The 22638-nt window shown below is 56.5% G+C and carries 19 protein-coding genes; 9 read left to right on the top strand and 10 right to left on the bottom strand.

Annotated features, from left to right (window positions below; all coding sequences use genetic code 11):
* Nucleotides 1-121: 121 nt before the first annotated feature.
* Nucleotides 122-2140, bottom strand: a complete 2019-nt coding sequence (locus ACP4CD_RS11905) for a cache domain-containing protein (protein ID WP_426991086.1) — start codon at nt 2138-2140, stop codon at nt 122-124.
* 429 nt (nt 2141-2569) lie between these two features.
* Between ACP4CD_RS11905 and ACP4CD_RS11910 the strand changes: the two genes are divergently transcribed.
* The gene (locus tag ACP4CD_RS11910; protein ID WP_071154809.1) at nt 2570-3322 is read left to right on the top strand and encodes a peptidase; all 753 of its coding nucleotides are present in this window, start codon (nt 2570-2572) and stop codon (nt 3320-3322) included.
* A gap of 171 nt (nt 3323-3493) precedes the next feature.
* Here the strand turns inward: ACP4CD_RS11910 and ACP4CD_RS11915 are convergent, their stop codons facing one another.
* Both ACP4CD_RS11915 and ACP4CD_RS11920 read right to left on the bottom strand, forming a co-directional pair.
* The gene (locus ACP4CD_RS11915) at nt 3494-4462 is read right to left on the bottom strand and encodes an alpha-E domain-containing protein (protein ID WP_064031068.1); all 969 of its coding nucleotides are present in this window, start codon (nt 4460-4462) and stop codon (nt 3494-3496) included.
* 1 nt (nt 4463) lies between these two features.
* Nucleotides 4464-5921 carry a circularly permuted type 2 ATP-grasp protein gene (locus ACP4CD_RS11920; protein ID WP_168031851.1) on the bottom strand — a complete coding sequence of 486 codons (1458 nt, stop codon included), beginning with the start codon at nt 5919-5921 and terminating at the stop codon, nt 4464-4466.
* 441 nt (nt 5922-6362) lie between these two features.
* On the opposite strand from ACP4CD_RS11920, the gene ACP4CD_RS11925 reads away from it, so the two are divergent.
* Genes ACP4CD_RS11925 through ACP4CD_RS11935 form a run of 3 tightly spaced genes read left to right on the top strand, consistent with a single transcriptional unit; the run spans nt 6363 to nt 10508 of the window.
* Nucleotides 6363-8903 (top strand): circularly permuted type 2 ATP-grasp protein, encoded by a 2541-nt coding sequence (locus tag ACP4CD_RS11925; RefSeq protein ID WP_064031066.1) that lies wholly within the window; start codon nt 6363-6365, stop codon nt 8901-8903.
* Between the two features lie 13 nt (nt 8904-8916).
* Nucleotides 8917-9888, top strand: a complete 972-nt coding sequence (locus tag ACP4CD_RS11930; protein ID WP_083385529.1) for a transglutaminase family protein — start codon at nt 8917-8919, stop codon at nt 9886-9888.
* Nucleotides 9885-10508, top strand: a complete 624-nt coding sequence (locus ACP4CD_RS11935) for an inorganic pyrophosphatase (RefSeq protein WP_064031065.1) — start codon at nt 9885-9887, stop codon at nt 10506-10508. The genes ACP4CD_RS11930 and ACP4CD_RS11935 overlap by 4 nt, the downstream gene beginning before the upstream one ends.
* An 88-nt stretch (nt 10509-10596) precedes the next feature.
* Here the strand turns inward: ACP4CD_RS11935 and ACP4CD_RS11940 are convergent, their stop codons facing one another.
* From ACP4CD_RS11940 to ACP4CD_RS11950, 3 genes are all read right to left on the bottom strand, one after another.
* On the bottom strand, nt 10597-11064 hold the full coding sequence (locus tag ACP4CD_RS11940) for an Hsp20 family protein (protein WP_426991087.1): 468 nt from the start codon (nt 11062-11064) through the stop codon (nt 10597-10599).
* Between the two features lie 171 nt (nt 11065-11235).
* Nucleotides 11236-11436, bottom strand: a complete 201-nt coding sequence (locus ACP4CD_RS11945; RefSeq protein WP_064031063.1) for a YgaP family membrane protein — start codon at nt 11434-11436, stop codon at nt 11236-11238.
* Nucleotides 11437-11445: 9 nt separating this feature from the next.
* On the bottom strand, nt 11446-12723 hold the full coding sequence (locus ACP4CD_RS11950) for an NAD(P)/FAD-dependent oxidoreductase (RefSeq protein WP_281022441.1): 1278 nt from the start codon (nt 12721-12723) through the stop codon (nt 11446-11448).
* Between the two features lie 290 nt (nt 12724-13013).
* Here ACP4CD_RS11950 and msrB point away from each other — a divergent pair, with 290 nt between their 5' ends.
* The 5 genes from msrB (at nt 13014) to ACP4CD_RS11975 (ending at nt 19860) form a co-directional block, all read left to right on the top strand.
* Nucleotides 13014-13406 (top strand): peptide-methionine (R)-S-oxide reductase MsrB, encoded by a 393-nt coding sequence (gene msrB / locus ACP4CD_RS11955; RefSeq protein WP_064031061.1) that lies wholly within the window; start codon nt 13014-13016, stop codon nt 13404-13406.
* The gene (locus ACP4CD_RS11960) at nt 13403-14707 is read left to right on the top strand and encodes a M18 family aminopeptidase (protein ID WP_426991089.1); all 1305 of its coding nucleotides are present in this window, start codon (nt 13403-13405) and stop codon (nt 14705-14707) included. Before msrB ends, ACP4CD_RS11960 begins: the two co-directional genes overlap by 4 nt.
* Nucleotides 14708-14838: 131 nt before the next feature.
* Nucleotides 14839-15336, top strand: coding sequence for a YfiR family protein (locus ACP4CD_RS11965; protein WP_254786647.1), 498 nt, complete (start codon nt 14839-14841; stop codon nt 15334-15336).
* A complete protein-coding gene (locus ACP4CD_RS11970) occupies nt 15329-17689 on the top strand; it encodes an EAL domain-containing protein (RefSeq protein ID WP_064031058.1) in 2361 nt (786 codons plus the stop codon). The genes ACP4CD_RS11965 and ACP4CD_RS11970 overlap by 8 nt, the downstream gene beginning before the upstream one ends.
* Nucleotides 17686-19860 (top strand): TonB-dependent receptor plug domain-containing protein, encoded by a 2175-nt coding sequence (locus tag ACP4CD_RS11975; RefSeq protein WP_426991090.1) that lies wholly within the window; start codon nt 17686-17688, stop codon nt 19858-19860. Before ACP4CD_RS11970 ends, ACP4CD_RS11975 begins: the two co-directional genes overlap by 4 nt.
* 48 nt (nt 19861-19908) lie before the next feature.
* Here ACP4CD_RS11975 and ACP4CD_RS11980 read toward each other — a convergent pair whose 3' ends face one another.
* The 4 genes from ACP4CD_RS11980 to ACP4CD_RS11995 form a co-directional block, all read right to left on the bottom strand.
* Entirely contained in the window at nt 19909-20328 is a 420-nt protein-coding gene (locus tag ACP4CD_RS11980; protein ID WP_064031056.1) for a response regulator transcription factor, read from the bottom strand.
* Nucleotides 20329-20422: 94 nt separating this feature from the next.
* On the bottom strand, nt 20423-21196 hold the full coding sequence (gene lpxA / locus ACP4CD_RS11985; RefSeq protein ID WP_426991091.1) for an acyl-ACP--UDP-N-acetylglucosamine O-acyltransferase: 774 nt from the start codon (nt 21194-21196) through the stop codon (nt 20423-20425).
* A 2-nt stretch (nt 21197-21198) separates the two neighbouring features.
* Complete coding sequence (gene xerD, locus ACP4CD_RS11990) at nt 21199-22083, bottom strand: site-specific tyrosine recombinase XerD (protein WP_168031863.1); 885 nt, start codon at nt 22081-22083, stop codon at nt 21199-21201.
* A gap of 8 nt (nt 22084-22091) precedes the next feature.
* On the bottom strand, nt 22092-22589 hold the full coding sequence (locus tag ACP4CD_RS11995; RefSeq protein WP_064031053.1) for a methylated-DNA--[protein]-cysteine S-methyltransferase: 498 nt from the start codon (nt 22587-22589) through the stop codon (nt 22092-22094).
* Nucleotides 22590-22638 lie beyond the last annotated feature (49 nt).

Below are 22638 nucleotides of genomic sequence, written 5' to 3' on the forward strand. Positions count from 1 at the left end.
TGCAAGCTACTCAGAAAACAAAGCCTTATCCCCCGAGAATTCAAGACTGCGTTTCCATGCCCTAGTCCGCCGAACACCCAAAGTTAAACTGCGAATGGGCGATCGGCCGCCTCGGGTAGATTCAGAACGGAATAAAGATGAAGGCGATCACGTCGTTGACGTAGCCGTCGGCGACTTTGTATTCCCGGTAGCCCTTGGACACAGCACTACCCAGCAGGTAATTTCGTTCGCGGTATTGCACCACTCGGGATTCGCGCTGACCGGCCGGCAAGCGAAAGCAGGCACCGTCCAAATCCAACAACTCGCCGGCGCCCAAATCCGAGTCGCCAGCCGTCGCGATGACCCGCTTTTGCCGATCTGCGAACAGCGCGAAACAACCCGCCACCGGACTACCCTGCTCGTCGCGAGGCAATACGTCGCTCAACATCGCCGCGAATTGCGGCTCGCTATCGAAAACAATGCCAATTCCGCCCACGACCCGGGTCGTATCGGCCAAATCGGTGATCGCCGCGTTGTAGATATAGGTAGGTCTCTGGGCGTACAACGCCGAACGGGCAAAAGGCGAGACCCGATAGCTTTGGCTGTCAGGGCATTTCAGGGCCGTGACCGCTCCGCTATCGTCGCCAACCCGGCCGCCGACCAAGGCCTGTTGGTTAGGATCGGACACCGCGACAATGTCACCGTTGGCGTCGTAAACATAGAGATTGGTATAAACAGTGTACAAGGCGTTGATGTATTGCAGAATATCGGCGATTTCGCGCCGCTGGCCGGCATCGGGGCTGCCGGCGGCCAGGTGACGACGAAATGCCGAGGTCAATGCCCACCAACGGCAATCGTTGGCGCGCTCGTACAGATTGCGGTCCATGATGTCGACCGCCAACGAAGCCAAAAAGCCCGCGTTGTTTAGATGCGACGACATCACGGTGGCTTGCTGCAAGCTGTTGACCGAGGCGGTAAAAATGCTGGCGATATCGGTGCCGATTTGTTTGATCGCTTCCAACACCGGCATGAATTCGGCTGCGTTTTTACGGGCCGAGGCGATCTGGCCGTTCAATACCAACAAACCGAGATCGTCGTTGATGGCGGCCGACGCCTTGCGGATGTCGCGCAATTCCGGCGGAAAACTGCTGGCCTGCTCCATGATGTCCGGCTGATTGGCCGCCGCCATTGGATCGCGGCTAAACGCCTGATTCAGCGCGGTCATCATTTGTCCGCACCAGCCCAAACCGCGAAAGCCTTGATAACCGTTGCTGGCACGGGTGTTGATGATGTACTCGGCGCCGTGATAACGGGCGATGCGTACCGAGCGTTCGACGCTGGACCAAGTATTGACCGGCAACAACAATTCGTCGCTGCTAGCGATCACGCGGCCGTCGTCGCCCAGCACCGCTAGAATACCGTCGTCGCCGGCGCCGAGCAGGTCGGCGAAAATCCCGCGCATTTCGTCGTCGAACTTAAAGCACAGGCACAACACCCCCAGCAGTTTGGAATCGCGCTGGTTGGTTTCGGTAATTTGACAGGAATAGATCAACGAGTGGCGGCGATCCGGCTGTAAATCCGAATATCGGAAGGTTTCGACATAGGCTGCGCCGCCGGTCAAGGTTTCCGATATCAGCGGATCCGACGACACCGTCACCGGATTGTGCTTATCGAGATGCGCCCTGACCCGACCCAGGGTATCCAACACCAGAATTTCGTCGTAAACGCTGTATTTTTTAACGTATTCGCGCAGCCGGTCTTCAATGAACGCGGTTTGTTCGGCGGTTGGCGCGGCCAGACTTAGAAAGGCGCGAATATCGTCGTCGGTCGCCAAAAATCCGACGTCGGCGGTCCGTTCGAACAAATTCCGCACCAGTAAATCGATCGCCACCTGGGCCTTGGAAGCATTATCCAATACCAGCTTCTGGACGTTCTCCAGCAGCAGATTGTAGGTGAGCTTTTTTTGCAGCTCGCCGAATTTGCCCTGGATTTGATTCATGTCGTCCAATATCGTCGCGGCGACATTGTGGCTGTTGATTTTGCCGATCAGCGCGATTTTGCCCCACCAATCGTTTAACGACGCCAGCTGCCGTTCGAACGTCTTGACGTCGGGCATCGCCGACAACAATTTATCCGAACTGTTTTCCAAAAGTGCCTGCATAAAACTCCTTGTTTGTGGTAGGTTGAAACAGCGTTCCCGACCGGCACCGGCGAAATCGCCGACTTCCGGTAAGGATTGCATGACATCGTCGATGCATTGCGGGAAGCGCCGACGCGGATCGACGCTTCCCGCACTACACGCCGCCGATCTCCGTGCGGCCGCCAAACGGGAAACAAAAACCGTACCAAGCGACCGAAACCACGAATTTCGCCGGCCGGCGCCGGCCGACCGGCGCGGCGACGGTAGCTGTCGCACCAGCACGGTGCGGTCTGCCGCACCAACTCCGCCAGATTCCATGCAAGCTATCTGGTTAATATTGTTGATAAATTCCCTATCCGCCGCCCACGTGTCGGCAATTGCGCCGGTCGGCTTGGCCTGACTCGCCGACTTTAGTACACTGAACCGATTACTTCATTTCAGGCAGCGCGCATGACTTACTGTATTGCAGTCTCGTTGAAGGACGGACTGGTGTTAACTTCGGATTCCAGAACCAATGCCGGCATCGACAATGTCAGCATTTACGGCAAGATGCACGCGTTCAACACCAACCCCGACCGCAAGATCGTCATGCTCAGCGCCGGCAATCTGGCCACCACGCAGTCGGTCATCGACCAAATCAAGCGCGACGTCAAGGAACACGCGGAAATCAATTTGAACACCGTGCATTACTTGTCCGAAGCCGCCGAGTATTTGGGAAGGATCAGCGTGGAAAAACAGCGCCGCCACACCGACGATGGTCAAAGCAGCTTCAATCCGTCGGCAACCTTCATCCTCGCGGGTCAGATTGCCCAAGAGCCGCACGGCGCCTATCTGGTTTACCCGGAGGGCAATTGCATCACCACCTCGCGGCAAACGCCTTATTTGCAAATCGGCGAGAACAAATACGGCAAACCGGTGCTGGATCGATTTTTGAAAATCGATACCGACCTGCACGAAGCCGGCCGCTGTTGCCTGATTTCGATGGATTCGACGATGCGCAGCAACGCCAGCGTCGGCGCGCCGGTGGAACTGTTGATTTACACGAAGGATGCGATGAAGCTGGACGAGTATTACTGCTTTCAGGAAGACAACGAATACCTGATTCAATTGCGGCGGATGTGGCACGAAAAGCTAAAGGAGGCCTTCGCGACCTTGCCGCAATTCAGCAAGGATGACGCTAAACCGCTACCGGGCTGCTTTTAACCGGGGAACGCAGCGGCCGGACAGATGAAAAGCGTCGTATCTGCATAGTCACGGCGCAAAGTCTGAACCCAAGCGCCCACCCTTCGCGTCCGATCTAGGTGGCGCGAAGGAGGACTTGTTTCGCCGGCCCTGCCGAACCGCCCGCCCGTTCCTTCGCCGAATCGGCAACAGTTAAGCCGCCTTTTCCAACTCCATGCTCGCTTCGCCGTTGTCGGCGTCGAAAAACCAAGCGGCCGCGATGCGCCGGTGCAAGTCGTCGAAACGGGTTTGCAGATCGTCCAGCAATGCGTGCAGTTCGCCGGGCGGCGTCTGGCGCAGATCGACAGCCAGGATGCGATTCTCCAGCGCTTCCAAATGCGGGAATAAGGCCGTGGCATTGGGCAAACGCTTGATGCAATGGGCGATCTCGTCCAGACAATGCAGCACCGCTCGCGGAAAATCCGGATTCTTCAGCAAGTAGTCCAACACATCCTCGCCCTTGATGCGCTGACGCACCTGCTTGCGATACATCAACACCGCGCTCAGCGATTTCAAGACGTTGATCCATAGAATGGTTTCGTACTCGCGCATCTTGTGGCTACGGTTTTCCGCCAACAGCACCGAACCGAAATCCATGATCCGGCTGGTCATGTCGGCGCGCTCGATATTGCGGCCGATGCATAAAAAACGGTAAGCGTCGTTTCGGCTCATCGCGCCGTAAATAAAGCCGGTGAAGCGTTGGCAACCGGCCATGATTTCCTGCAAATACTGAGCCCGGCCACGCCGATTCGACAAACTGTCCAGATGGTTGTTGGCGTACAGATACATTTCGTTGACCAATTCCCAAGCTTCGTCCGGCATCAGTTCGCGACTGGTGCGGATATTTTCCCGCGCCGCCGACAACGACGATAACAGCGAACCGGGATTACCGGTATCGGCCAACAGGAAACGGGTGGTATTGTGCTCGCTGGGGTTTTTGAAGCGTTGGTAAAACCCGGCCTCCACGCCGCAAATATTCAGCAGGTTGTGCCAGCCCATTTCAACGCCGTAGGGCAAATCGTAGATCAAGTGCATCGTCGCGCTGATCAAGCGGGCGGTGTTCTCGGTGCGTTCCAGATAGCGGGCCAGCCAATAGAGACGTTCGGCGGAGCGAGATAGCATGTCATTTCTCCCGGTTGATGATCCAAGTGTCCTTGCTGCCGCCGCCCTGCGACGAGTTAACCACCAGCGAACCGGCTTTCAACGCGACGCGGGTCAGACCGCCGGCGGTCACGAAACCGCGCTCGCCTTGCAGGATGAACGGCCGCAAATCGATGTGGCGAGGCTCCAACCGATCGCCGCACAAGGTCGGACAGGTCGAAAGCGCCAGCGTGGGCTGCGCGATGTAGTTGCGCGGATTGGCCTGGACCAGTTTATGAAATTGCTTGATGTCTTTCTGGGTGGCATGCGGCCCGACCAACATGCCGTAACCGCCGGACTCGTTGGCCGGCTTGACCACCAATTCGGCCAGATGCTCCAGCACGTAGGCGCATTGCTCGGGATCGCTACAAAGATAGGTGGGTACGTTGGGCAACAGCGGCTCTTCGTTAAGATAGTAGCGGATCATCGCCGGCACGTAGGCATACACCACCTTGTCGTCGGCGACGCCGGCGCCGGGCGCGTTCGCCAACGCCACGTTGCCGGCCTTCCAAGCCCTCAGCAAGCCTTTGACGCCCAGCACCGAATCCTTCCGAAACACCTCCGGGTCGAGGAACATATCGTCGATCCGCCGATAGATCACGTCGACTTTTTCCAAACCCTTGACGGTGCGCATGTACACGCAATCGTCGTCCTTGACCACCAGGTCGCCGCCTTCGACCAACTCGGCGCCCATTTGTTGAGCCAAAAATGCATGTTCGAAGTATGCCGAGTTATAAATTCCGGGCGTCAATACCGCGATTTGCGGCTGATCCTCCGGTCTGGGCGCAATCGACGTCAGCATTTCGAACAATTGGGTCGGGTAGTCGTCCACCGGCAGTATGTTCAAGTTCTCGAGTAACTCGGGAAACACTCGCTTGGTGATGACCCGGTTCTCGATCATGTAAGACACGCCGGACGGCACCCGCAAATTGTCTTCCAGTACGTAAACCACGCCGTCGCCGTCGCGTACCAAATCGCTACCGCAGATATTGGCCCAAACCCCGAACTTAGGCTTGAACCCAACACATTCCGGCCGAAAATTGCTGGAACTGGCGATCAATTCGGTCGGCACCACGCCGTCCTTAATGATCTGCCGCTCGTTATAAACATCGTCGATGAAGTGGTTCAATGCCCGCAAACGCTGCCGCAAGCCGGCGTCGATACCCCGCCACTCCTGAAAATCGATTAAGCGCGGAATGATGTCGAACGGCCAAGCCCGGTCGATGTTGCCTTCGTCGCTATAGACGGTGAAGGTAATACCCATCTCCAATATCGCCGCCTCGGCGGCCGACAGGCGCCCCTTGATGGCTTCCATGCCCAAGGATTGCAAGTACTGACTCAAAGTGGCGCACGTTTGGCGCGGCTGGCCGCCACCATCCATCATTTCGTCGTAGGCTTGGTTGGCGCGGTATTGCGCCCATATCGATTGCTCGGACTTCATGCGGGCATCCCTGGTTATCGCTATTATGGTGCCGGACCGCACTAAGTTGGCGCACAAAAGCCGATTCCGGACTCACCCCGCGCCGTTTGCGCGGGTTTCATTTCGTCAATGCAAGCCTGATGCCAAAAAGCCCGGAAAAAGCGCGGTATTCACCAAAGCTGTGCATATTGCCAACAGCTGCCCAAAAATCGGACAATCGAACCACCGGTACGGATACTGGCGGTCGGAAACACACGAAAATGCCGCCCCTCGCTGCCACATCGTTGCCCGCCCGCCCGCGGGTCTCCCGATATACACTTAGGCGCGAAATTTGCTGTCGCTTAGCTTATCGTTCGTCAACTCAGGACCGCCATTGACTCCGCGCTCACCCCGACCCAGCAAAAATCGCTCGGCTTCCCACCGCAAATTGCGCCAAACGACTTAAACCGGCAAACTAAGCCCATGAGCCAGTTATTGCTAGAAGAAGCGTTATCCCCCGGCTATCGTCTGAACCCCAGCGTCTACGATGAGATGCTCGACAAATCCGGTCGCGTCCGGCCGCATTGGCGGCATTTGATGGAGGCTCTGCAACAGTTGGGACCCGAGGAACTGGCTCACCGGTATCGCGAAGCGCTACGGCTGTTGCGCGAAAACGGTGTCACCTATAACGTCTACGGCGATCCGGACGGCCTGAACCGACCTTGGCAGCTCGACCCGGTACCCTTCGTCGTTTCCGGCAACGAGTGGTTCGATATCGAAGCCGGCCTGTTGCAACGCGCCGAATTGCTGAATCTGGTATTGGCCGACTTGTACGGCCCGCGCACGCTGATCAAAAAGAACCTGCTCCCGCTGGAGCTGATATACAACCACGGCGGCTTCCTGCGCGCTTGCGATCAAGTGCGCTTGCCGGGCGAGCAACAATTGGTATTGTATGCCGCCGATTTGGCGCGCGGCCCCGACAACAAGATGTGGGTACTGGGCGACCGCACCCAAGCGCCGTCCGGCGCCGGTTACGCATTGGAAAACCGTTTGGCGATGTCGCGGGTATTGCCGAGCCTGTTTCGAGATGCTCAGGTCCACCGACTGGCCCGATTCTTTCAGGCGCTACGGGCCGGTCTGAACGCGATCGCTCCGCAAACCGCCCACACGCCGATGGTGGTGGTACTGACCCCCGGCCCGCTCAACGAAACTTTTTTCGAACACGCCTACCTGGCGTCCTACCTGGGCTACCCACTGGTGCAAGGCGACGACCTGACCGTCCGCGACGGTTATGTCTGGCTAAAATCGCTGACCGGTTTGCAACGGGTCGACGTGATTCTGCGCCGGGTAGACGACAATTATTGCGACCCGCTGGAACTGCGCGAAGATTCGCGCCTGGGCGTGCCCGGCCTTTTGGAAGCGGCCAGACGCGGCAATGTCGCGATCGCCAATCCGCTCGGCAGCGGGATTCTGGAAAACCCCGGTCTGTTGGCCTTCCTGCCCGGTATCGCACAACACTTTCTCGGCCAACCGTTAAAGCTGAATTCGATCGCCACCTGGTGGTGCGGTCAAGCCGGCGAATTGTCCTATGTCCTCGCCAATCTGAAACGTCTGGTCATCAAACCGATTTACCGGCAACCCGGCGAACACGCGGTGTTCGGCCACCAGCTCAGCAAATCGCAGCTGGAGGTCTGGCGCGAGCGTATCCGAGCCCGCCCCGCCTTTTACGTCGCCCAGGAATACGAAAGTTTCTCGACCGTGCCGTCGATGGTCGGCGACGGCTTCGAACCGCGCCAGGCCTTGCTGCGTTGTTTCGCGGTGGCCAGGGCCGGCGGCTACGCACTGATGCCCGGAGGCCTGACCCGTAGCGCGCCCAACTATGGCGACGTTTACATTACCAATCAACTCGGCAGCATCAGCAAGGATACTTGGGTCATAGCCACCGAACCGCAATCCCCGCCGGCCAGCGCCGGCCCGGCCAGCGCCGGCGGACCTCCCGGATTGCGCAATGCCTTGCCGAGCCGAGCCGCCGACAATATTTTTTGGGTGGGCCGCAATGCGGAACGCGCCGAAGGCTGCGTGCGTCTGTTGCGGGCGACGTTGAAGCGGTTGGTGATTAACCCGGACAGCGACCATCCCGACTATCCGCCCAGCCTGCATCGCCTGCTGCACTGCGTCACGAGTCTGACCGGTAGTTATCCCGGCTTCTTCGGCAAGAAAGCGGACGACAAGCTCCTGCGCGCGCCTGAGCCGGAACTGCTGGCCTTGATGCAGGACGATACCCGACCCGGCAGCCTGCCCAATTCGGTGCGGGGCTTGCAACAAGCCGGCTACGCGGTGCGGGATTTATGGTCGTCCGATACTTGGCGGGTTATCGACGAAATTGGCGAGCAAATCGCCGACACCAAACGCGCCGGTAAAACCGGTTTGTGGACGATGCAAGAGCACCTGGATCAACTGGTCACGTCGCTGTCCGCATTCAGCGGTTTGGTGATGGAAAGCATGACGCGAGGCAACGGTTGGTTGTTTTTGGACATCGGCCGTCGCCTGGAGCGGGGTCTGCAATTGATTTCGGTGTTGCGGACCGGATTTGCCGAGCCGCTGCCGGAAGGCGCGGAAACCAGACTGATCGAGACCTTGCTGGAGTGTAGCGACAACTTGATCTGTTATCGGCAACACTACCGCAGCAACCCGGAATTGGCGTCGTTTTTGGAGCTGCTGGTGCTGGACCCCAACAATCCGCGTTCGCTGGCGTATCAAATCGCCCGCTTGCAGGAGCATGCCGACAAGTTGCCTAGGGAAACCGAAACCGGCCGGCTCGGCCCAGCGCAGCGCTTGATGCTGGAAGCCAACTGCATACTGAATCTGACCGACATCGACACTTGGCTGGTCGTCGAGAAATCCGGCGTGCGGGAGACCCTGGATCAACAACTCAGCCGGATTTATGCGTTGCTGGCGGCGTTATCGGATACGCTGACCGCCGGCTATTTCCGTCACGGCGACACGCCGCAATCGCTGTCTTGAGGCAGGAGGCCGCATGCGCTACCGCGTTACCCATACCACCCGTTACCGTTATCGCGACATGGTAGCCCTGTCTTACAACGAAGTCAGGATGCAGCCTCGCGCGTGCCCGCACCAACAACTGCTGGCCTCGACGCTGGAAATCAGCCCCAAGCCCAGCGATTACCGACTGCGCAGCGATTTTTTCGGCAACCGGGTCACCTGGTTTTCAATCCGAGAACCCCATCGGGAATTCGCGGTCACCGCCATTAGCGATATTGTCGTCGCCCCGGTGCCGGCCCAGTTGGACTGGTGCGAATCGGCCGATTGGGAAAGCGTCAAGGCGGCACTGTCCGCCGATACCGGCGAAGCGATGCAGGAGGCCCGCCAATTCTCGCTGACGTCGCCCTATATCCCGCCCTCGGCGGACCTGGCCGAGTATGCCGGCGCGTCTTTCACGCCCGGCCGACCGTTGATCGAAGCGGTTCACGATTTGATGCAGCGTATCTTCCGCGACTTTACTTTCGATCCGCATTTCAGCAATCTGGCGACCCCACTGAGCGAAGTGCTGGAGCATCGGCGCGGAGTCTGTCAAGATTTCGCCCACCTGGCGATTGGTTGCATCCGCTCGCAAGGCTTGGCGGCCCGGTATGTCAGCGGCTATATCGAAACCCTACCGCCGCCGGGCGTCGAAAAATTGATCGGCGCCGACGCCTCGCACGCGTGGTTTTCGGTGTTTCTGCCGGAACTGGGCTGGCTGGATTTCGACCCCACCAACAATCAACTGCCCGGCGACCGCCATATTACCGTGGCCTGGGGCCGCGACTACGGCGACGTCGCACCGCTGAAGGGCGTGATTTTCGGCGGCCAGAATCACGAATTGACAGTCTCCGTCTCCGTAGAAAATCTCGAACCTGACGCAGTCGGCATTCGTGGCAACCCGACAAGCGCCGCCGCCGATAACCCGGCTAAAATAACCCCTTTGAATCCAACTCCTCCGATTCCATGAATATCCTACACAAAGCTCATCCCTGGCACGGCATCGCTCCCGGCGATAGCGCTCCGGACATCGTCACCGCATTTATCGAAATCGTGCCGTCCGATACCGTCAAATATGAGATCGACAAACACAGCGGCTATCTGAAAATCGACCGGCCTCAGAAATTTTCCAATATGATTCCGACCCTGTACGGCTTTATCCCGCGCACCTATTGCGCTGAAAAAATCGCCGAATATGCAGCCGCGCAATCCGGCCGGCCGGTCAGCAAGGGCGACGGCGACCCGTTGGATATTTGCGTACTCAGCGAACGTAGCGTGACGCACGGCGACATCTTGCTGCAAGCGATACCGATCGGAGGTTTCCGACTGTTGGACGGTGGCGAGGCCGACGACAAGATCATCGCGGTGATGAAGGGCGACGAGTTTTACCGGCAATGGCGCGACGTTTCCGATTGTCCGGAATCCTACATCAACCGTCTGAAACACTACTTTTTGACTTACAAACACCTACCCAGCGAGAAAAGCGTTTGCGAAATTACTCACGTCTACGGTAGACAGGAAGCGCACGAAGTGATTAAACGGTCGATGGCCGACTACCAATACCATTTCGGCTGCCAAGACGACGGCTAGTGCAACCCGCTCGCCGTTTTATCCGTGCAAAGGCCGCCGGTAAGACCCGGCGACCTTCATTCAGGAAAACCGCTTCGATCCGCGGAACTCAAACCACGCTAACTTCAGCCGCGTCGTGGCTTAAAACTTGACCGGCGGTATCGATTTCGATGCGGCGCGGCTTCATCGCTTCCGGCACTCGCTTAGTCAAGCGCACGGTCAGGATGCCGTCGCGGTAATGGGCGCCCGCCACTTCGATGTGTTCGGCCAAATTGAAGCGTCGCTCAAAATTGCGACTGACAATGCCTTGGTGCAAAAAATGCCGTTTATCGCCCGCCCGTGGTTTTTCGCCCTTAACGGTCAACACCTTGTTTTCGGTTTCGATAGTGAGTTGTTCCGGGGAGAAACCAGCTACCGCTAAACTGATCGCGTACTGTTTATCCTCGACGAGTTCAATGTCGTAAGGTGGGTAATCGTAGTTGGCCCGATCGGTTTGCAAAATCCCGTCCAGCATAGCGGCCCATTGGCCGGAAGCCAGGTTAGGACGATATATTGGGGTGTATTCGACTCGCATCATTCCATCCTCCTAAATTTCAAGATCACGGTTACCGAACCGGCTAACGGTTCGTCCGACTTGGATTTAGGAGCGCTTTGCAAAATTTCAAGTCCTAAAATAGGCGATTGACTATCAGCCAAGCAAAAAAAGGCCAGGCCGCCTTGACGGCGCGGCCCGACCGAGAGGGAACGACTAAAATGCGCGGCCAGGCTTGACGCCGAGCTTTCTCAAAATAATCGCCAGAGGACAAAAACCAGTGAATGCGGCTTGCAGCAGGTTCGCACCGACAAAGGCGGTAAACCATAACCAATTCGGCGAATGCCAATGCGCCAAGGCCAGGCTCGACAAGATGAACGAACCGGCAAACGCCATCACCCAGCGATCGATGGACATAAGGACCTCCTATTTCAAACGCACCACACCCATGAATTTCAACATCATTCGTTCGTAGAAGGGTTCGCTAATGCCTTTTCTAACCTTGCGCATAAAGTATTTTTCGAACGCAATCTTCGCCAGATGCACCCACTTGCCATGAGCCGACCAAGTGGTGTTACGCGGTGGAATCTGCGGTACGGCCAAGAAGGCAACGCCGCTATCGCCCAGGTCCGCCAGACACAACGCGCTCAAACTCGGTTTGTCGGTCGGCTGTTTGCCGGCCAATTCGTCACGGATATTGTGCGCGGTCGCGGTAACCATCGATTCGATCATGTAACCGGTTTTCGGGGTCCCGGTCGGCACCGGGGTTTTTTCAACCGGCGGCAGGGCCACGCAAACGCCGACCGAGTAAACATTTTTATAGGTCGGGTTACGTTGATACTCATCGACGATGACAAAGCCGCGCGGGTTGGTCAGGCCTTCGGCGCCGCAGTGGCGTACCGCGTTGACACCGGTGAAAGCCGGCAGCATCATCGAATGCTTGAACGGCACCTCGTGCTTTTTCTTTTCGTTGCCGTCGTCGTCAACTTCGGTGACATACATCATGCCCTGTTCGATTTTGTCGACCTTGGCGTTGGTGATCCATTTGATGGTCTTATCGCGCAAAGCGCTTTCCAATAACCCTTTGGTATCGCCGACGCCACCCAAGCCCAAATGGCCGATGTAGGGTTCGGAAGTCACGAAGGTCATCGGTACTTTGTCGCGAATCTTGCGTTTGCGCAATTCGGTTTCGATGATCATCAGATATTCGTAAGCCGGGCCGAAACACGACGCCCCTTGCACCGCGCCGATGACGATCGGGCCGGGATCGTCCATGAAGCGGTCCCAATCATCGGAGGCCAATGCGGCGTGATCGACGTGGCAAACCGACGAGGTATGCCCGCCGTGCGGCCCCAAACCGGGCACTTCGTCGAAGGCCAAGCGAGGTCCGGTGGCGATCACCAAAAAGTCGTATTCCACCGACGTGCCGTCCGCCAGATCGACTTTATTATTGGCCGGATCGACTTTGCTGGCGGACTTCTGTACGAAGTTGATGCCTTTCTTGGCCATCACCGGCGCCAATTCGATTTTCAAATCTTCCGGCTTGCGCCATTTCGGCGGTATCCACGGGTTCGAAGGGACGAAGTGGAACGTCGGGGTGTCGGATATCACGACCACTTCGTGAGCCTTGCCGACGATTTCCTTCATTTCATACGCCATCGGCACGCCACCGATGCCTGCGCCTAATACTACGATTCTTGCCATGACATGCTCCTCTCGCTGATGTCTAAACGAATACGCGGCCGAGTCTATCGTTATTCTTTATCGTGTTATAAAAGCCACCGACCGTGCGAAACCTAGAATATTAGAATTTTCTAACATACGCAACCAAAATCTACCCGTCCTCGAATCCGGACCTCACCCGAACTGTCCGTAACTATAGAAGATTGTTACATTCGCGCACTCGCGGTGAGTATTCGTGGGCGCGACACACTTTGGCCTTGGATCAAGTCTGGGTACAATGCGACATCCCAGCAAATTTCCGGAATAGCAACATGGCCGACCAAGACGATAGCGAACAAATCTGGCGCGAAAAACTCAGCCCCGAGCAATACCACGTCTGCCGAGAAAAAGGTACCGAACCGCCGTTCACCGGCAAGTATACCGATTGCGAGGAAGCTGGCGTCTATCGTTGCGTGTGTTGCGGCGAACCCTTGTTTTCGTCCGATCAAAAATTCCACTCCGGCTGCGGCTGGCCCAGCTTCTGGGCCCCCATCGCCGGCGAAAGTCTGGAGCAGTCGCTCGATACCAGTCACGGCATGCGTCGCATCGAAGTCACCTGTCGCTCATGCGGTGCCCACCTCGGCCATGTTTTCCCGGACGGTCCGCAACCGACCGGTCAGCGTTATTGCATCAACTCGGTTGCGTTGGATCTGGAAAAATCATGACCTCTCCGCAACTCGCTCAAGATTTACTGGATTTCATCGACGCCAGCCCCAGCCCCTGGCACGCGGCTGCCACCATGGAACAGCGCCTGCTGTCGCACGGTTTCCAAAAACTGGAGGAAAGCGCAGTTTGGCCGTTAAGCCTTGGCGGCCGATATTATGTGATTCGAGACGCTTCGTCCATCGTTGCATTCATCGTCGGCGCCGCCGCGCCGGCCGAAGCCGGATTCAAGATCCTTGGCGCCCATACCGATTCTCCGGGTTTGCGGGTAAAGCCACGACCGGTCGTCGACAGCGATCGATTCGTACGCATTGCCGTCGAAGTTTACGGCGGACCGATCTTAGCCACTTTCGCCGACCGCGATTTAAGTCTGGCCGGGCGCATCGCTTACCGCGACGGCGATGGTAGCGTGGCCACGACGCTGGTCCGATTTGCCGAGCCGCTGCTGCGCCTGCCGAACTTGGCCATCCATATGAACCGCGCCGTCAACGAGGATGGCCTCAAACTGAATAAACAAACGGAGCTGCCGCTGCTGCTAGCCAATCTACCGGGCGATAGCCCGGCAAACGACGTGTTTTACGGCCTACTGGAATCGGCTTCCGGCTTGACGGCGGACCAAATTTTAAGCTGGGAGCTCAACGTCCACGACAGCCAAAAAGGTGCGTTCTGGGGCGCGGATCGACAATTCATCGCCGACAGCCAACTCGACAATTTGGCGTCCTGCCACGCTGGCCTGACCGCCTTGCTGAATTGCCGGGAGCAAATCGTGGCAGCCACTCGGGTATGCGCCTTTTTCGACCACGAAGAAGTCGGCAGCGAAAGCAACAAGGGCGCGGCCGGCAGCTTCCTGGCCGACGTTCTGTCTCGAATTGCCGGGGCATGCGGCGATCGGTCGGACAATTATCCGCGCGCGCTGGCGCAAAGTTTTCTGGTCAGCGCCGACATGGCGCACGCCTACCAGCCCAATTTTCCGGCCGCCTACGAGCCGGGCCATAAAATCCTGGTCAATCACGGACCGGTGATTAAGATCAACGTCAATCACCGCTACGCCAGCGAATGCGTATCCGAAGCGATTTTCGCCCAGTTCTGCCAACAGGCCGGCGTGCCCTTTCAAAAGTACGCGCATCGCGGCGATCTGCCCTGCGGCAGCACGATAGGTCCGATCACCTCCGCCAAGCTGGGTATACGTAGCGTCGATGTCGGCTCGCCGATGTGGGCGATGCACAGCGCCAGGGAAAGTGCCGGCGTCGCCGACCACGCTTACATGGTCGGCGCACTGGAGGTTTTTTTCAGCAACCCTTAGTATTTCTACTATTCTTGCCGTGTACTCTTGCCCGGTAGAGAATAATTTTGTTTCCGATCTTTTCGTCCCACTGCAATGTTGCATTGCAGCGTGCAGCGTTTTACGCCAAATCAGCGCTCGTCTGTGGCTGGGTGTTAAGTACAGCGCATGCCGACGAACCGAATCTGGAATACAAAATCAAGGCCGCTTACCTTTACAATTTCACCAAATTCATCACTTGGCCAAACAACCCTGGGCCGTCGTTCAACATTTGCTTGATTGGCGACAACCCGTTCGGCAATCTGCTCGACACGCTGGAGACCAAAACGGTCGCCGACAAACCTATCCGTTTGCGCCACCTCGATTCCCTAAAACAGGCGCAGGATTGCCAGATTCTGTACGCCGAAAAGACCGAACAACGCATCGACGTAAATCTGACCGGCGTCTTGCTGGTCGGCAACCTCGGTAAAACGCTGACAGTCAGTAGCCAGCCCTTCTTCGCCGAATCCGGCGGCATGATAGGTTTCGTGCTCGACGATGAAAAAGTGCGCCTGCATATCAACTTAAAGGCTTTGAAGCAAAGCGGACTATCGATCAGCGCTAAACTGATCGAAGTCGCCACATTGGTGGAAGGAGGCGGCCGTGAATAAATGGTTTACCGCCCTCTCCATTAAAACGAAGCTGCTGACAATCGCGGTGACCTCCGCCCTATTTTCGATGTTGCTGGCACTGGTCATTCTCGTCACGATCAATGCCGCCGACGTCAAGCGCAAGGCTCAAGACGATCTGCAGGCCGTCGCCAGTCTGATCGCCAACCGCAGCGTGGCCGCGGTGATGTTCGACGACGCCGGCGTCGCCAAGGAAAACCTGATTTCGTTGAACAGTTTTCCAGACTTGCGTAGCGCTTGCGTTTACGTCAAGAAAGGTCATCTGTTTACCTCACTGGACAATCAGGCCCTACCCTGCCCGGACGTTGCCTACGGTCTGCATACCCATTACGACAATTTGATGCTGTATGTATACCAGGCGATGGTGGTTGACAGCGAAGAAATCGGGGCAGTGTATCTGGCCTCGGACTTGAGTGCGGCGATTTGGCGAGAACTGAAATTCGTCAGCTTGATTATTGCGGTTCTCTTCGTCGCGTTGTTCATCACCTTTTTGCTGACTGTCCCACTGTTGAATCGAGTCGCGCTGCCGGTCGCCCAGCTCGCCAAAACCGCGCAGAGAGTCAGCCAAGATCACGATTATTCGCTACGAGCCGAAAAGCACAGCAGCGACGAAATGGGCATTCTGGTCGATGCCTTCAACGACATGCTCGACACCGTAGAAACCCAAAACAAAGCCTTAATCGCGGTCAAAAACAACTACCAGGCGCTCTACGACAACAATCCGACCATGGTCTTCAATCTGGACATGCAAGGCCGCATCGTATCGGTCAACCGCTTCGGCGCGAAGCAATTGGGCTTGGGCGTCGAAGAATTACAAGGCTGCGCGATCAGCAACTTCTCGCATCCGGACGATGCCGCCGGTTTCGAACAGTTTTTCGAGACTTGCCGCCACCACCCGGAACTGATTCATCGCCAGGAAAGCCGCAAAATTTGCCGCAACGGCAACGTGATTTGGGTCAGGGAAACCGCGCGTCTGGTCACCGACGAGTCCAACTTCCAGCGCTTGTTACTGGTCTGCGAGGACATCACCGAAACCCGCCGGCTGTCGGAAAAAATCGCCTATCAGGCCAGCCACGACGAACTGACCGGTCTGGTCAACCGGCGCCAATTCGATATTCACATCCAGAGTTTGGTGTCTCAAGCCGAAATCGACGAGAGCGAGCACGTACTCTGCTACCTGGATTTGGACCAATTCAAGATCGTCAACGATACCTGCGGTCATTTGGCGGGCGACGAACTGCTGCGCCAATTGGGCGAGGTCCTGCGCCACCAGGTCCGTAAGACCGACATTTTGGCGCGACTGGGCGGCGACGAGTTCGGCATTTTGATGTCGCATTGTTCGGTCGAGCAAGCCTTCTCGACCTGCGAGAAACTGCGCAACATCATTTGCGACTTTCAGTTTGCCTGGGAAAATCGTAGCTTTAATATCGGCGTCAGCGTCGGTATCGCTCCGATCAATCTGACCAGCGGCAATGCGGTCGACATACTCAAGGAAGCCGACGCCGCCTGCTACGCCGCCAAGGAAAAAGGACGGAACCGCGTCCACGTCTTCAGCCCCGACGACGAAGAATTGACGTTGCGACAAGGCGAAATGCAATGGGTCGAAAAAATCCGGATGGGGATAGAACAAAACCGTTTCCAACTTTACGGTCAGTTAATCGTGCCGATTGCCTCGAACGACGAAGGGCTGCATTTCGAAACGCTGATCCGCTATATCGACGAACAGGGCAAAGTCATTCCCCCCGGCGCGTTCCTGCCGGCCGCCGAGCGCTACAACATTGCTCCACCGCTGGACCGATGGGTCATTTCCCGTTTGTTCGAGCATTTGGCAACCACTCCGAACCTGCTGGAACGCCTGGAAATGTGCTCGGTCAACCTGTCCGGCCTGTCGATGTCCGACGAAACGATGCTGACCTTTATCGACGAGCAGTTTCAAAAATGGCATATTCCGACGCATAAGATATGCTTTGAAATTACTGAAACCGCCGCCATCAGCAATTTGTCCTACGCCCGCCAGTTCATTAATTCCTTGCGTACCAAGGGTTGCCTGTTTTCGCTGGACGACTTCGGCAGCGGCCTGTCTTCATTTGCATATCTAAAAAACCTTCCTGTGGACTTTTTGAAAATCGACGGCCTATTCGTCAAGGATATTTTGGAAGACCGGGTCGATTTGACCATGGTCAAATCGATCAATGAAGTCGCTCATGTGATGAGCAAGAAAACCATCGCCGAATTCGTCGAAAACCGCGATATTTTCGAGTTGTTGAAAACCTTAGGCGTCAATTACGCCCAGGGTTACGGCATTGCTAAACCGGTACCCTTGGAAGAACTATGAGTCAGCCCAAACCCAACGTCTTCGGCAAACGGTGCGTAGTGCCGGCCGTGTTGCTATGCGGCCTCGGTCAACCAGCCCAGGGTCAAGACCAGAGCATGACCGACTTGCTCGAACTGTCACCAGCCGAGCTGGCCAATATTTCGGTCAGCATTGCCTCGGGGACCGCCAAATCGGTATCGCAATCCGCCGCGGTCACGACTGTGATTACCGCCGACCAAATCAGCGCGATGGGCGCCACCGAGCTGCACGAAGTGCTGGAAACCGTGCCCGGCATGCACGTCAGTATTCAACCGGTCACCAACGATTACACCTATACGATGCGCGGCATGCGTAATCAAACCAACTCGGAAGTCTTGCTGATGTTGAACGGCACCCGGTTTTCGATTCCTTATCAGGGCTCGCACATGGCGGGGATGATCGTACCGGTCGAAAACATTCAGCGTGTCGAAGTCATTCGCGGGCCGGGCTCGGCCTTGTACGGCGCCGACGCCTTCGCCGGCGTCATCAATATCGTCACGAAAAAAGCCGGCGACCTCAACGGTACCACGCTAGGCGCGCGCGGCGGTAACGCCGACCGCACCAGCACCTGGGCGCAGCACGGCGGCCATTACGGCGAATGGGATGTTGCCGGTAGCCTGCAATATAGCCACAGCGGGATCAATCCGGATCGCATCGTGGCGGCCGATGCTCAAACCGCATTGGATAACGCGCTGAATACGCACGCGTCTCAGGCACCCGGCGCTATGCAGACTGCCGGCGAGCGCTGGAACGCTCATCTGAATTTACAGCGCCAACACTGGGATTTGAACTTTTGGGCTTACAACCAATCCGTTGGCTTCCCGGCCGGCGCCAGCGGCGCGTTGGATAATAGCGGCACGCTGGACGGCGCCCATTATTTGGGTGACGTCCGTTACTCGACCGAGGACGACCTGGAAAATTGGGAACTGCAATTTCACACCAGTTTTCTGCACACCGATTTGAACGGAAATAGCCGTAACTTTCCAGTAGGCACGGTTTTACCTATCGATGGGAACGGTAACCTAGCCGTGGATGCCAACGGCAATCTCAACCCCGCCACCTTAGTCAACTTTGTGTCGTTTCCAAATGGCATGCGTTTCGTCCCCGGTATCAAAAATACCGTCCCGAGCACCGAACTGACCAGTATTTACAAAGGGTTCGAAAACCACCTGATCCGATTGATCACCGGCTTCCGTTACGAGGAATTGAATGTCAGCGAACTGCGCAATTACGGCATCGGCGTCATCGACGGCCAGCAATTAGTCGTCAACGGCGACCTGACCGACGTCACCGGCACGCCCTACGCCTTCATGAACGACACCCATCGATCGATCTGGTCGGTCGCGTTGCAGGACGAATGGCAGATCTCCAAGAATTGGCAATTGACGGCCGGCTTGCGTTACGACGAATATTCGGATTTCGGCGGTACTTTGAACCCAAGAGCCGCGTTGGTTTGGGATATTAACGACGATCTAACCGGCAAATTGTTGTACGGTCAGGCCTACCGCGCACCTAGCTTCGTCGAGCAATATCAGAAAAATAATCCGCTGTTCGTCGGCAATGCCTCGTTGAGTCCGGAGACGATAGAAACCACCGAGTTGGCTTTCGATTACCGCCCCTGGAAGAGCCTGCGAACCACATTGAATGTCTATTACTACGAAATCAACGACTTAATCGGCGGCAAATTAACCAATCAGGGCGCCACGCTGTCCGAGGTCAACAATCCCGGTCAAGATGGGTTGGGCAGCGAATTCGAATGGGATTGGAAATTCTACGACGACTGGAATTTGCGTGGCAATTACGCTTGGCAATACGCGGTCGACCGAGCTACCCAACGGCGAGTCAGCAACGTCCCAGAACACCATGTTTACACCGCATTGTCCTGGAACTTTCATCCCAAATGGCAAATTCAGACCCAAGTCAATTGGGTCGGGCATCGGCTTAGCGATATCGGAGATAACCGGGTGTTAAAAGACTACCAAACCGTGGACTTGACGTTAAACGCCAAAAAACTGATGGGATCGCTCGATTTGACCGCGTCGGTACGCAACCTGTTCGACAGTCAGGGCAAGGAACCGGCCATCGCTAGTTATCCCTACAACTTACCGATTTCGGCTCAAACCTTCTACTTCGAAGCCGCCCTGCATTTTTAAACCGCTAGCCGCCACGCCGATTGCAGCCACTAGCCAATATTCGACCAATTAAACGCTAAGCACCAGATTATTCTGACTGATGACGTCCAGCAAACGACCGACCATTCTTCGGCTCACCCAGGCCTCACCGTCGGCAACAACCTGAATCATTTTCGCCAGATAGCCACTCAACGGACCGCTGTTTTGGTAGCCTCGACTGCCGGCAAGCAGACAATTCAAGATGCGGTCCTCGCCGATCTCGTCGCCGATCACCACGATCTTGCTGGCCGGACTCGCATTCAACAACAAGCCGATATAGTCCGGAGTTTCATCGCCCCGCAACGAGAAGCTCAGTAAAATCAAGCTGGGCTGCTGGGCCTCGGCGGCATTCAAAGCCTGTATTTCGTCGTTATAAAACGAAACGTCTTCCTCGGACATCAGCAACAATGGCGGGATCTGTCCGGTATTATCGACTACGTGGATTTTCATAACCTAAGGATGCTTAAAATTGCGAACACGCCCGCTCGATTACCGCTAGCCGGCCCCCCACCATACGAAATTGCGTGTCCGTCACGGAAAAAACTCAGTCAGCCAACTCGACAAATCCATGCAATCCGCGCTTGGAGTCCGCAGCCAGCCAGTCTTTTAAGTATTGCAGCTCTTCGCTGGATTGCAATTCATCAAGGCATTTTTTATGCCGAAGCAAGCGGAAAGCCGCGGACAATAATTTCAGCCGATCGCCAACGATGCCCGCCCGGCGCAAGCCTACCAAATTCAAGCGATAGTGTTTGGCCGGCCGGCCACCGATTAGCATAAAAGGCAGCACGTCCATATTAATGCCCGTTGTACCTTGAACAATCGCGTAAGCACCGACCCGGCAGAACTGATGCACCACGACGGCGCCACCCATGAATACATTCTTGCCGATATCGACATGCCCGCCGATCGCCACGTTATTGGCGAAAATGGTTTTGTCGCCTACCGAACAATCGTGCGCGACATGACTGTTGTTCATGAAATAGCAGCCGGAGCCGATCTTGGTACTTCCGCCCGGTTTGGTGGCTCTGTGCGCGGTAAATCCCTCGCGAAACGCATTGTCGTCGCCGATTTCCAGCCACGATGCCGTCGCCGGATCAAACCCGAGATCCTGAGGCAAACCACCCAGCACCGCGTGAGGATGCACGATATTCCTGGCACCCATTTTGACCCAACCATGCACCACGGCGTGCGCACCGACTTCGCAACCGGCACCGATCTCCGCCCCCGCTTCGATCACCGCGAACGGCCCAACCCGAACGTCCTTGGATAAGCTGGCATCGGGTGAAACAAAAGCCGTGGGATGAATCAGAGCGGTCATGGTTAGCCTCGCGGATGGTGTTGAGTGTGTAATTCTTTCAGCCTTTGCTGAGCGACGTGAGTGTATATCTGAGTAGTCGATAAGTCGGAGTGTCCAAGCAGCATTTGTACCGCCCGCAAATCGGCGCCGTGATTAAGAAGATGGGTAGCAAACGCATGGCGTAACGTATGCGGCGACAGGGGTTTATCGATGCCGGCTACCGCAGCGTAACGCTTGATCAAATACCAAAATGCCTGACGAGTCATGCCATCGCCGCGCTTGGTGACGAACAGAAAATCACTTTGCCTACCTGCCAACAAGGCCAATCGCGGACCAGCGAAATAGCGCTCTAGCCAGTCCAGCGCGTCTTCACCGACCGGCACTAGCCGTTCCTTGCCGCCCTTGCCCATCACTCGCACCCATCCCTGCCTCAAATTGAGCTGGGCGAACGTCAATTCGACCAGCTCGGATACGCGCAATCCGGTCGCGTAAAGAACTTCCAACATCGCCCGATCGCGAAACCCCAACAATTCGCCTATCTCCGGCGCCTCGATCAATCGTTCGACATCCCGCTCGCTCAGCGTATCAGGCAATGGCCGCCCCAGTTTCGGCGCATCGATCAGTTGGGTAGGATCGCGCTCGATCCGTTGCTCGCGCAGCCAATAACCATAAAAACGCCGCAAACATGATAACAACCGGGCCGCCGAACGATTGCCGGTACCTTGTGCATGGCGCGCCGCCAAAAACCCCTTAATGTCGGTCTGATCGACCTCAAGCAAATGTTTATCCTTGAGCCACCTTGAAAACTGTTTTAGATCGCTAGCGTAAGCCGCCAACGTATTGTCGCTAAGACCTAATTCCAACCACAGGGCGTTCAAAAACGCCTCGACCACTTGAGCGGAATTCATGGCCTCGGTTACTTCTGCATCCTGGATGCTTCGTAGTTTAGCAAGCGGCTTTTCAACGCCAGATAATCACCGGAAGTCTCTCCCATGAATCCACCCAAACCGGATTTGGCAACGACACGATGGCAGGGGATCAAACCGGCATACGGATTGTCTCGGCAGGCGCCGGCAACCGCTCTCGGCCCGGAACCCAATTCCGCGGCAAGTTCGGCGTACGTTTTGGTCTTACCTGGCGGAATATCCAACAAGGCTCGCCAAACCCGGTTACGGTGTGCGCTACCGCGCGCCAGCATGGTCACATTCAATTCGACAAACTCCGGCTCCGTTAGAAACGCTACGAAAGGCTTTGCCAACGAAGAAACCGCCTCGCGTACCGACTCAGTCCGCCAAGACGCATCGACGACGACATCGCCAGTCATCGTGACGATTAAATTAGCTTCGCAAAATGGCACGGCGATGACACAGGTTTCGCCCTCCGCGACAGCCTCCCAACGAATGTGTAACGTCATCGTTGACTCCCAATGTCCGGCAAAAAAAAGGCAGCGAATTGGCTGCCTT

The organism is Methylomonas stagni (genome assembly GCF_050154735.1).
Classification (GTDB): Bacteria; Pseudomonadota; Gammaproteobacteria; order Methylococcales; family Methylomonadaceae; genus Methylomonas; species Methylomonas koyamae_A.

Excerpts from the sequence above, each read along its gene's own strand:
- msrB (WP_064031061.1), top strand. The coding sequence starts at position 13,014 with ATGGCCGACCAAGACGATAGCGAACAAATCTGGCGCGAAAAACTCAGC.
- ACP4CD_RS11940 (WP_426991087.1), bottom strand. The coding sequence starts at position 11,064 with ATGATGCGAGTCGAATACACCCCAATATATCGTCCTAACCTGGCTTCC.
- ACP4CD_RS11920 (WP_168031851.1), bottom strand. The coding sequence starts at position 5,921 with ATGAAGTCCGAGCAATCGATATGGGCGCAATACCGCGCCAACCAAGCC.
- ACP4CD_RS11925 (WP_064031066.1), top strand. The coding sequence starts at position 6,363 with ATGAGCCAGTTATTGCTAGAAGAAGCGTTATCCCCCGGCTATCGTCTG.
- ACP4CD_RS11935 (WP_064031065.1), top strand. The coding sequence starts at position 9,885 with ATGAATATCCTACACAAAGCTCATCCCTGGCACGGCATCGCTCCCGGC.
- ACP4CD_RS11975 (WP_426991090.1), top strand. The coding sequence starts at position 17,686 with ATGAGTCAGCCCAAACCCAACGTCTTCGGCAAACGGTGCGTAGTGCCG.
- ACP4CD_RS11980 (WP_064031056.1), bottom strand. The coding sequence starts at position 20,328 with ATGAAAATCCACGTAGTCGATAATACCGGACAGATCCCGCCATTGTTG.
- ACP4CD_RS11995 (WP_064031053.1), bottom strand. The coding sequence starts at position 22,589 with ATGACGTTACACATTCGTTGGGAGGCTGTCGCGGAGGGCGAAACCTGT.
- ACP4CD_RS11915 (WP_064031068.1), bottom strand. The coding sequence starts at position 4,462 with ATGCTATCTCGCTCCGCCGAACGTCTCTATTGGCTGGCCCGCTATCTG.
- ACP4CD_RS11930 (WP_083385529.1), top strand. The coding sequence starts at position 8,917 with ATGCGCTACCGCGTTACCCATACCACCCGTTACCGTTATCGCGACATG.
- ACP4CD_RS11905 (WP_426991086.1), bottom strand. The coding sequence starts at position 2,140 with ATGCAGGCACTTTTGGAAAACAGTTCGGATAAATTGTTGTCGGCGATG.
- ACP4CD_RS11960 (WP_426991089.1), top strand. The coding sequence starts at position 13,403 with ATGACCTCTCCGCAACTCGCTCAAGATTTACTGGATTTCATCGACGCC.
- lpxA (WP_426991091.1), bottom strand. The coding sequence starts at position 21,196 with ATGACCGCTCTGATTCATCCCACGGCTTTTGTTTCACCCGATGCCAGC.
- xerD (WP_168031863.1), bottom strand. The coding sequence starts at position 22,083 with ATGAATTCCGCTCAAGTGGTCGAGGCGTTTTTGAACGCCCTGTGGTTG.
- ACP4CD_RS11950 (WP_281022441.1), bottom strand. The coding sequence starts at position 12,723 with ATGGCAAGAATCGTAGTATTAGGCGCAGGCATCGGTGGCGTGCCGATG.
- ACP4CD_RS11945 (WP_064031063.1), bottom strand. The coding sequence starts at position 11,436 with ATGTCCATCGATCGCTGGGTGATGGCGTTTGCCGGTTCGTTCATCTTG.
- ACP4CD_RS11910 (WP_071154809.1), top strand. The coding sequence starts at position 2,570 with ATGACTTACTGTATTGCAGTCTCGTTGAAGGACGGACTGGTGTTAACT.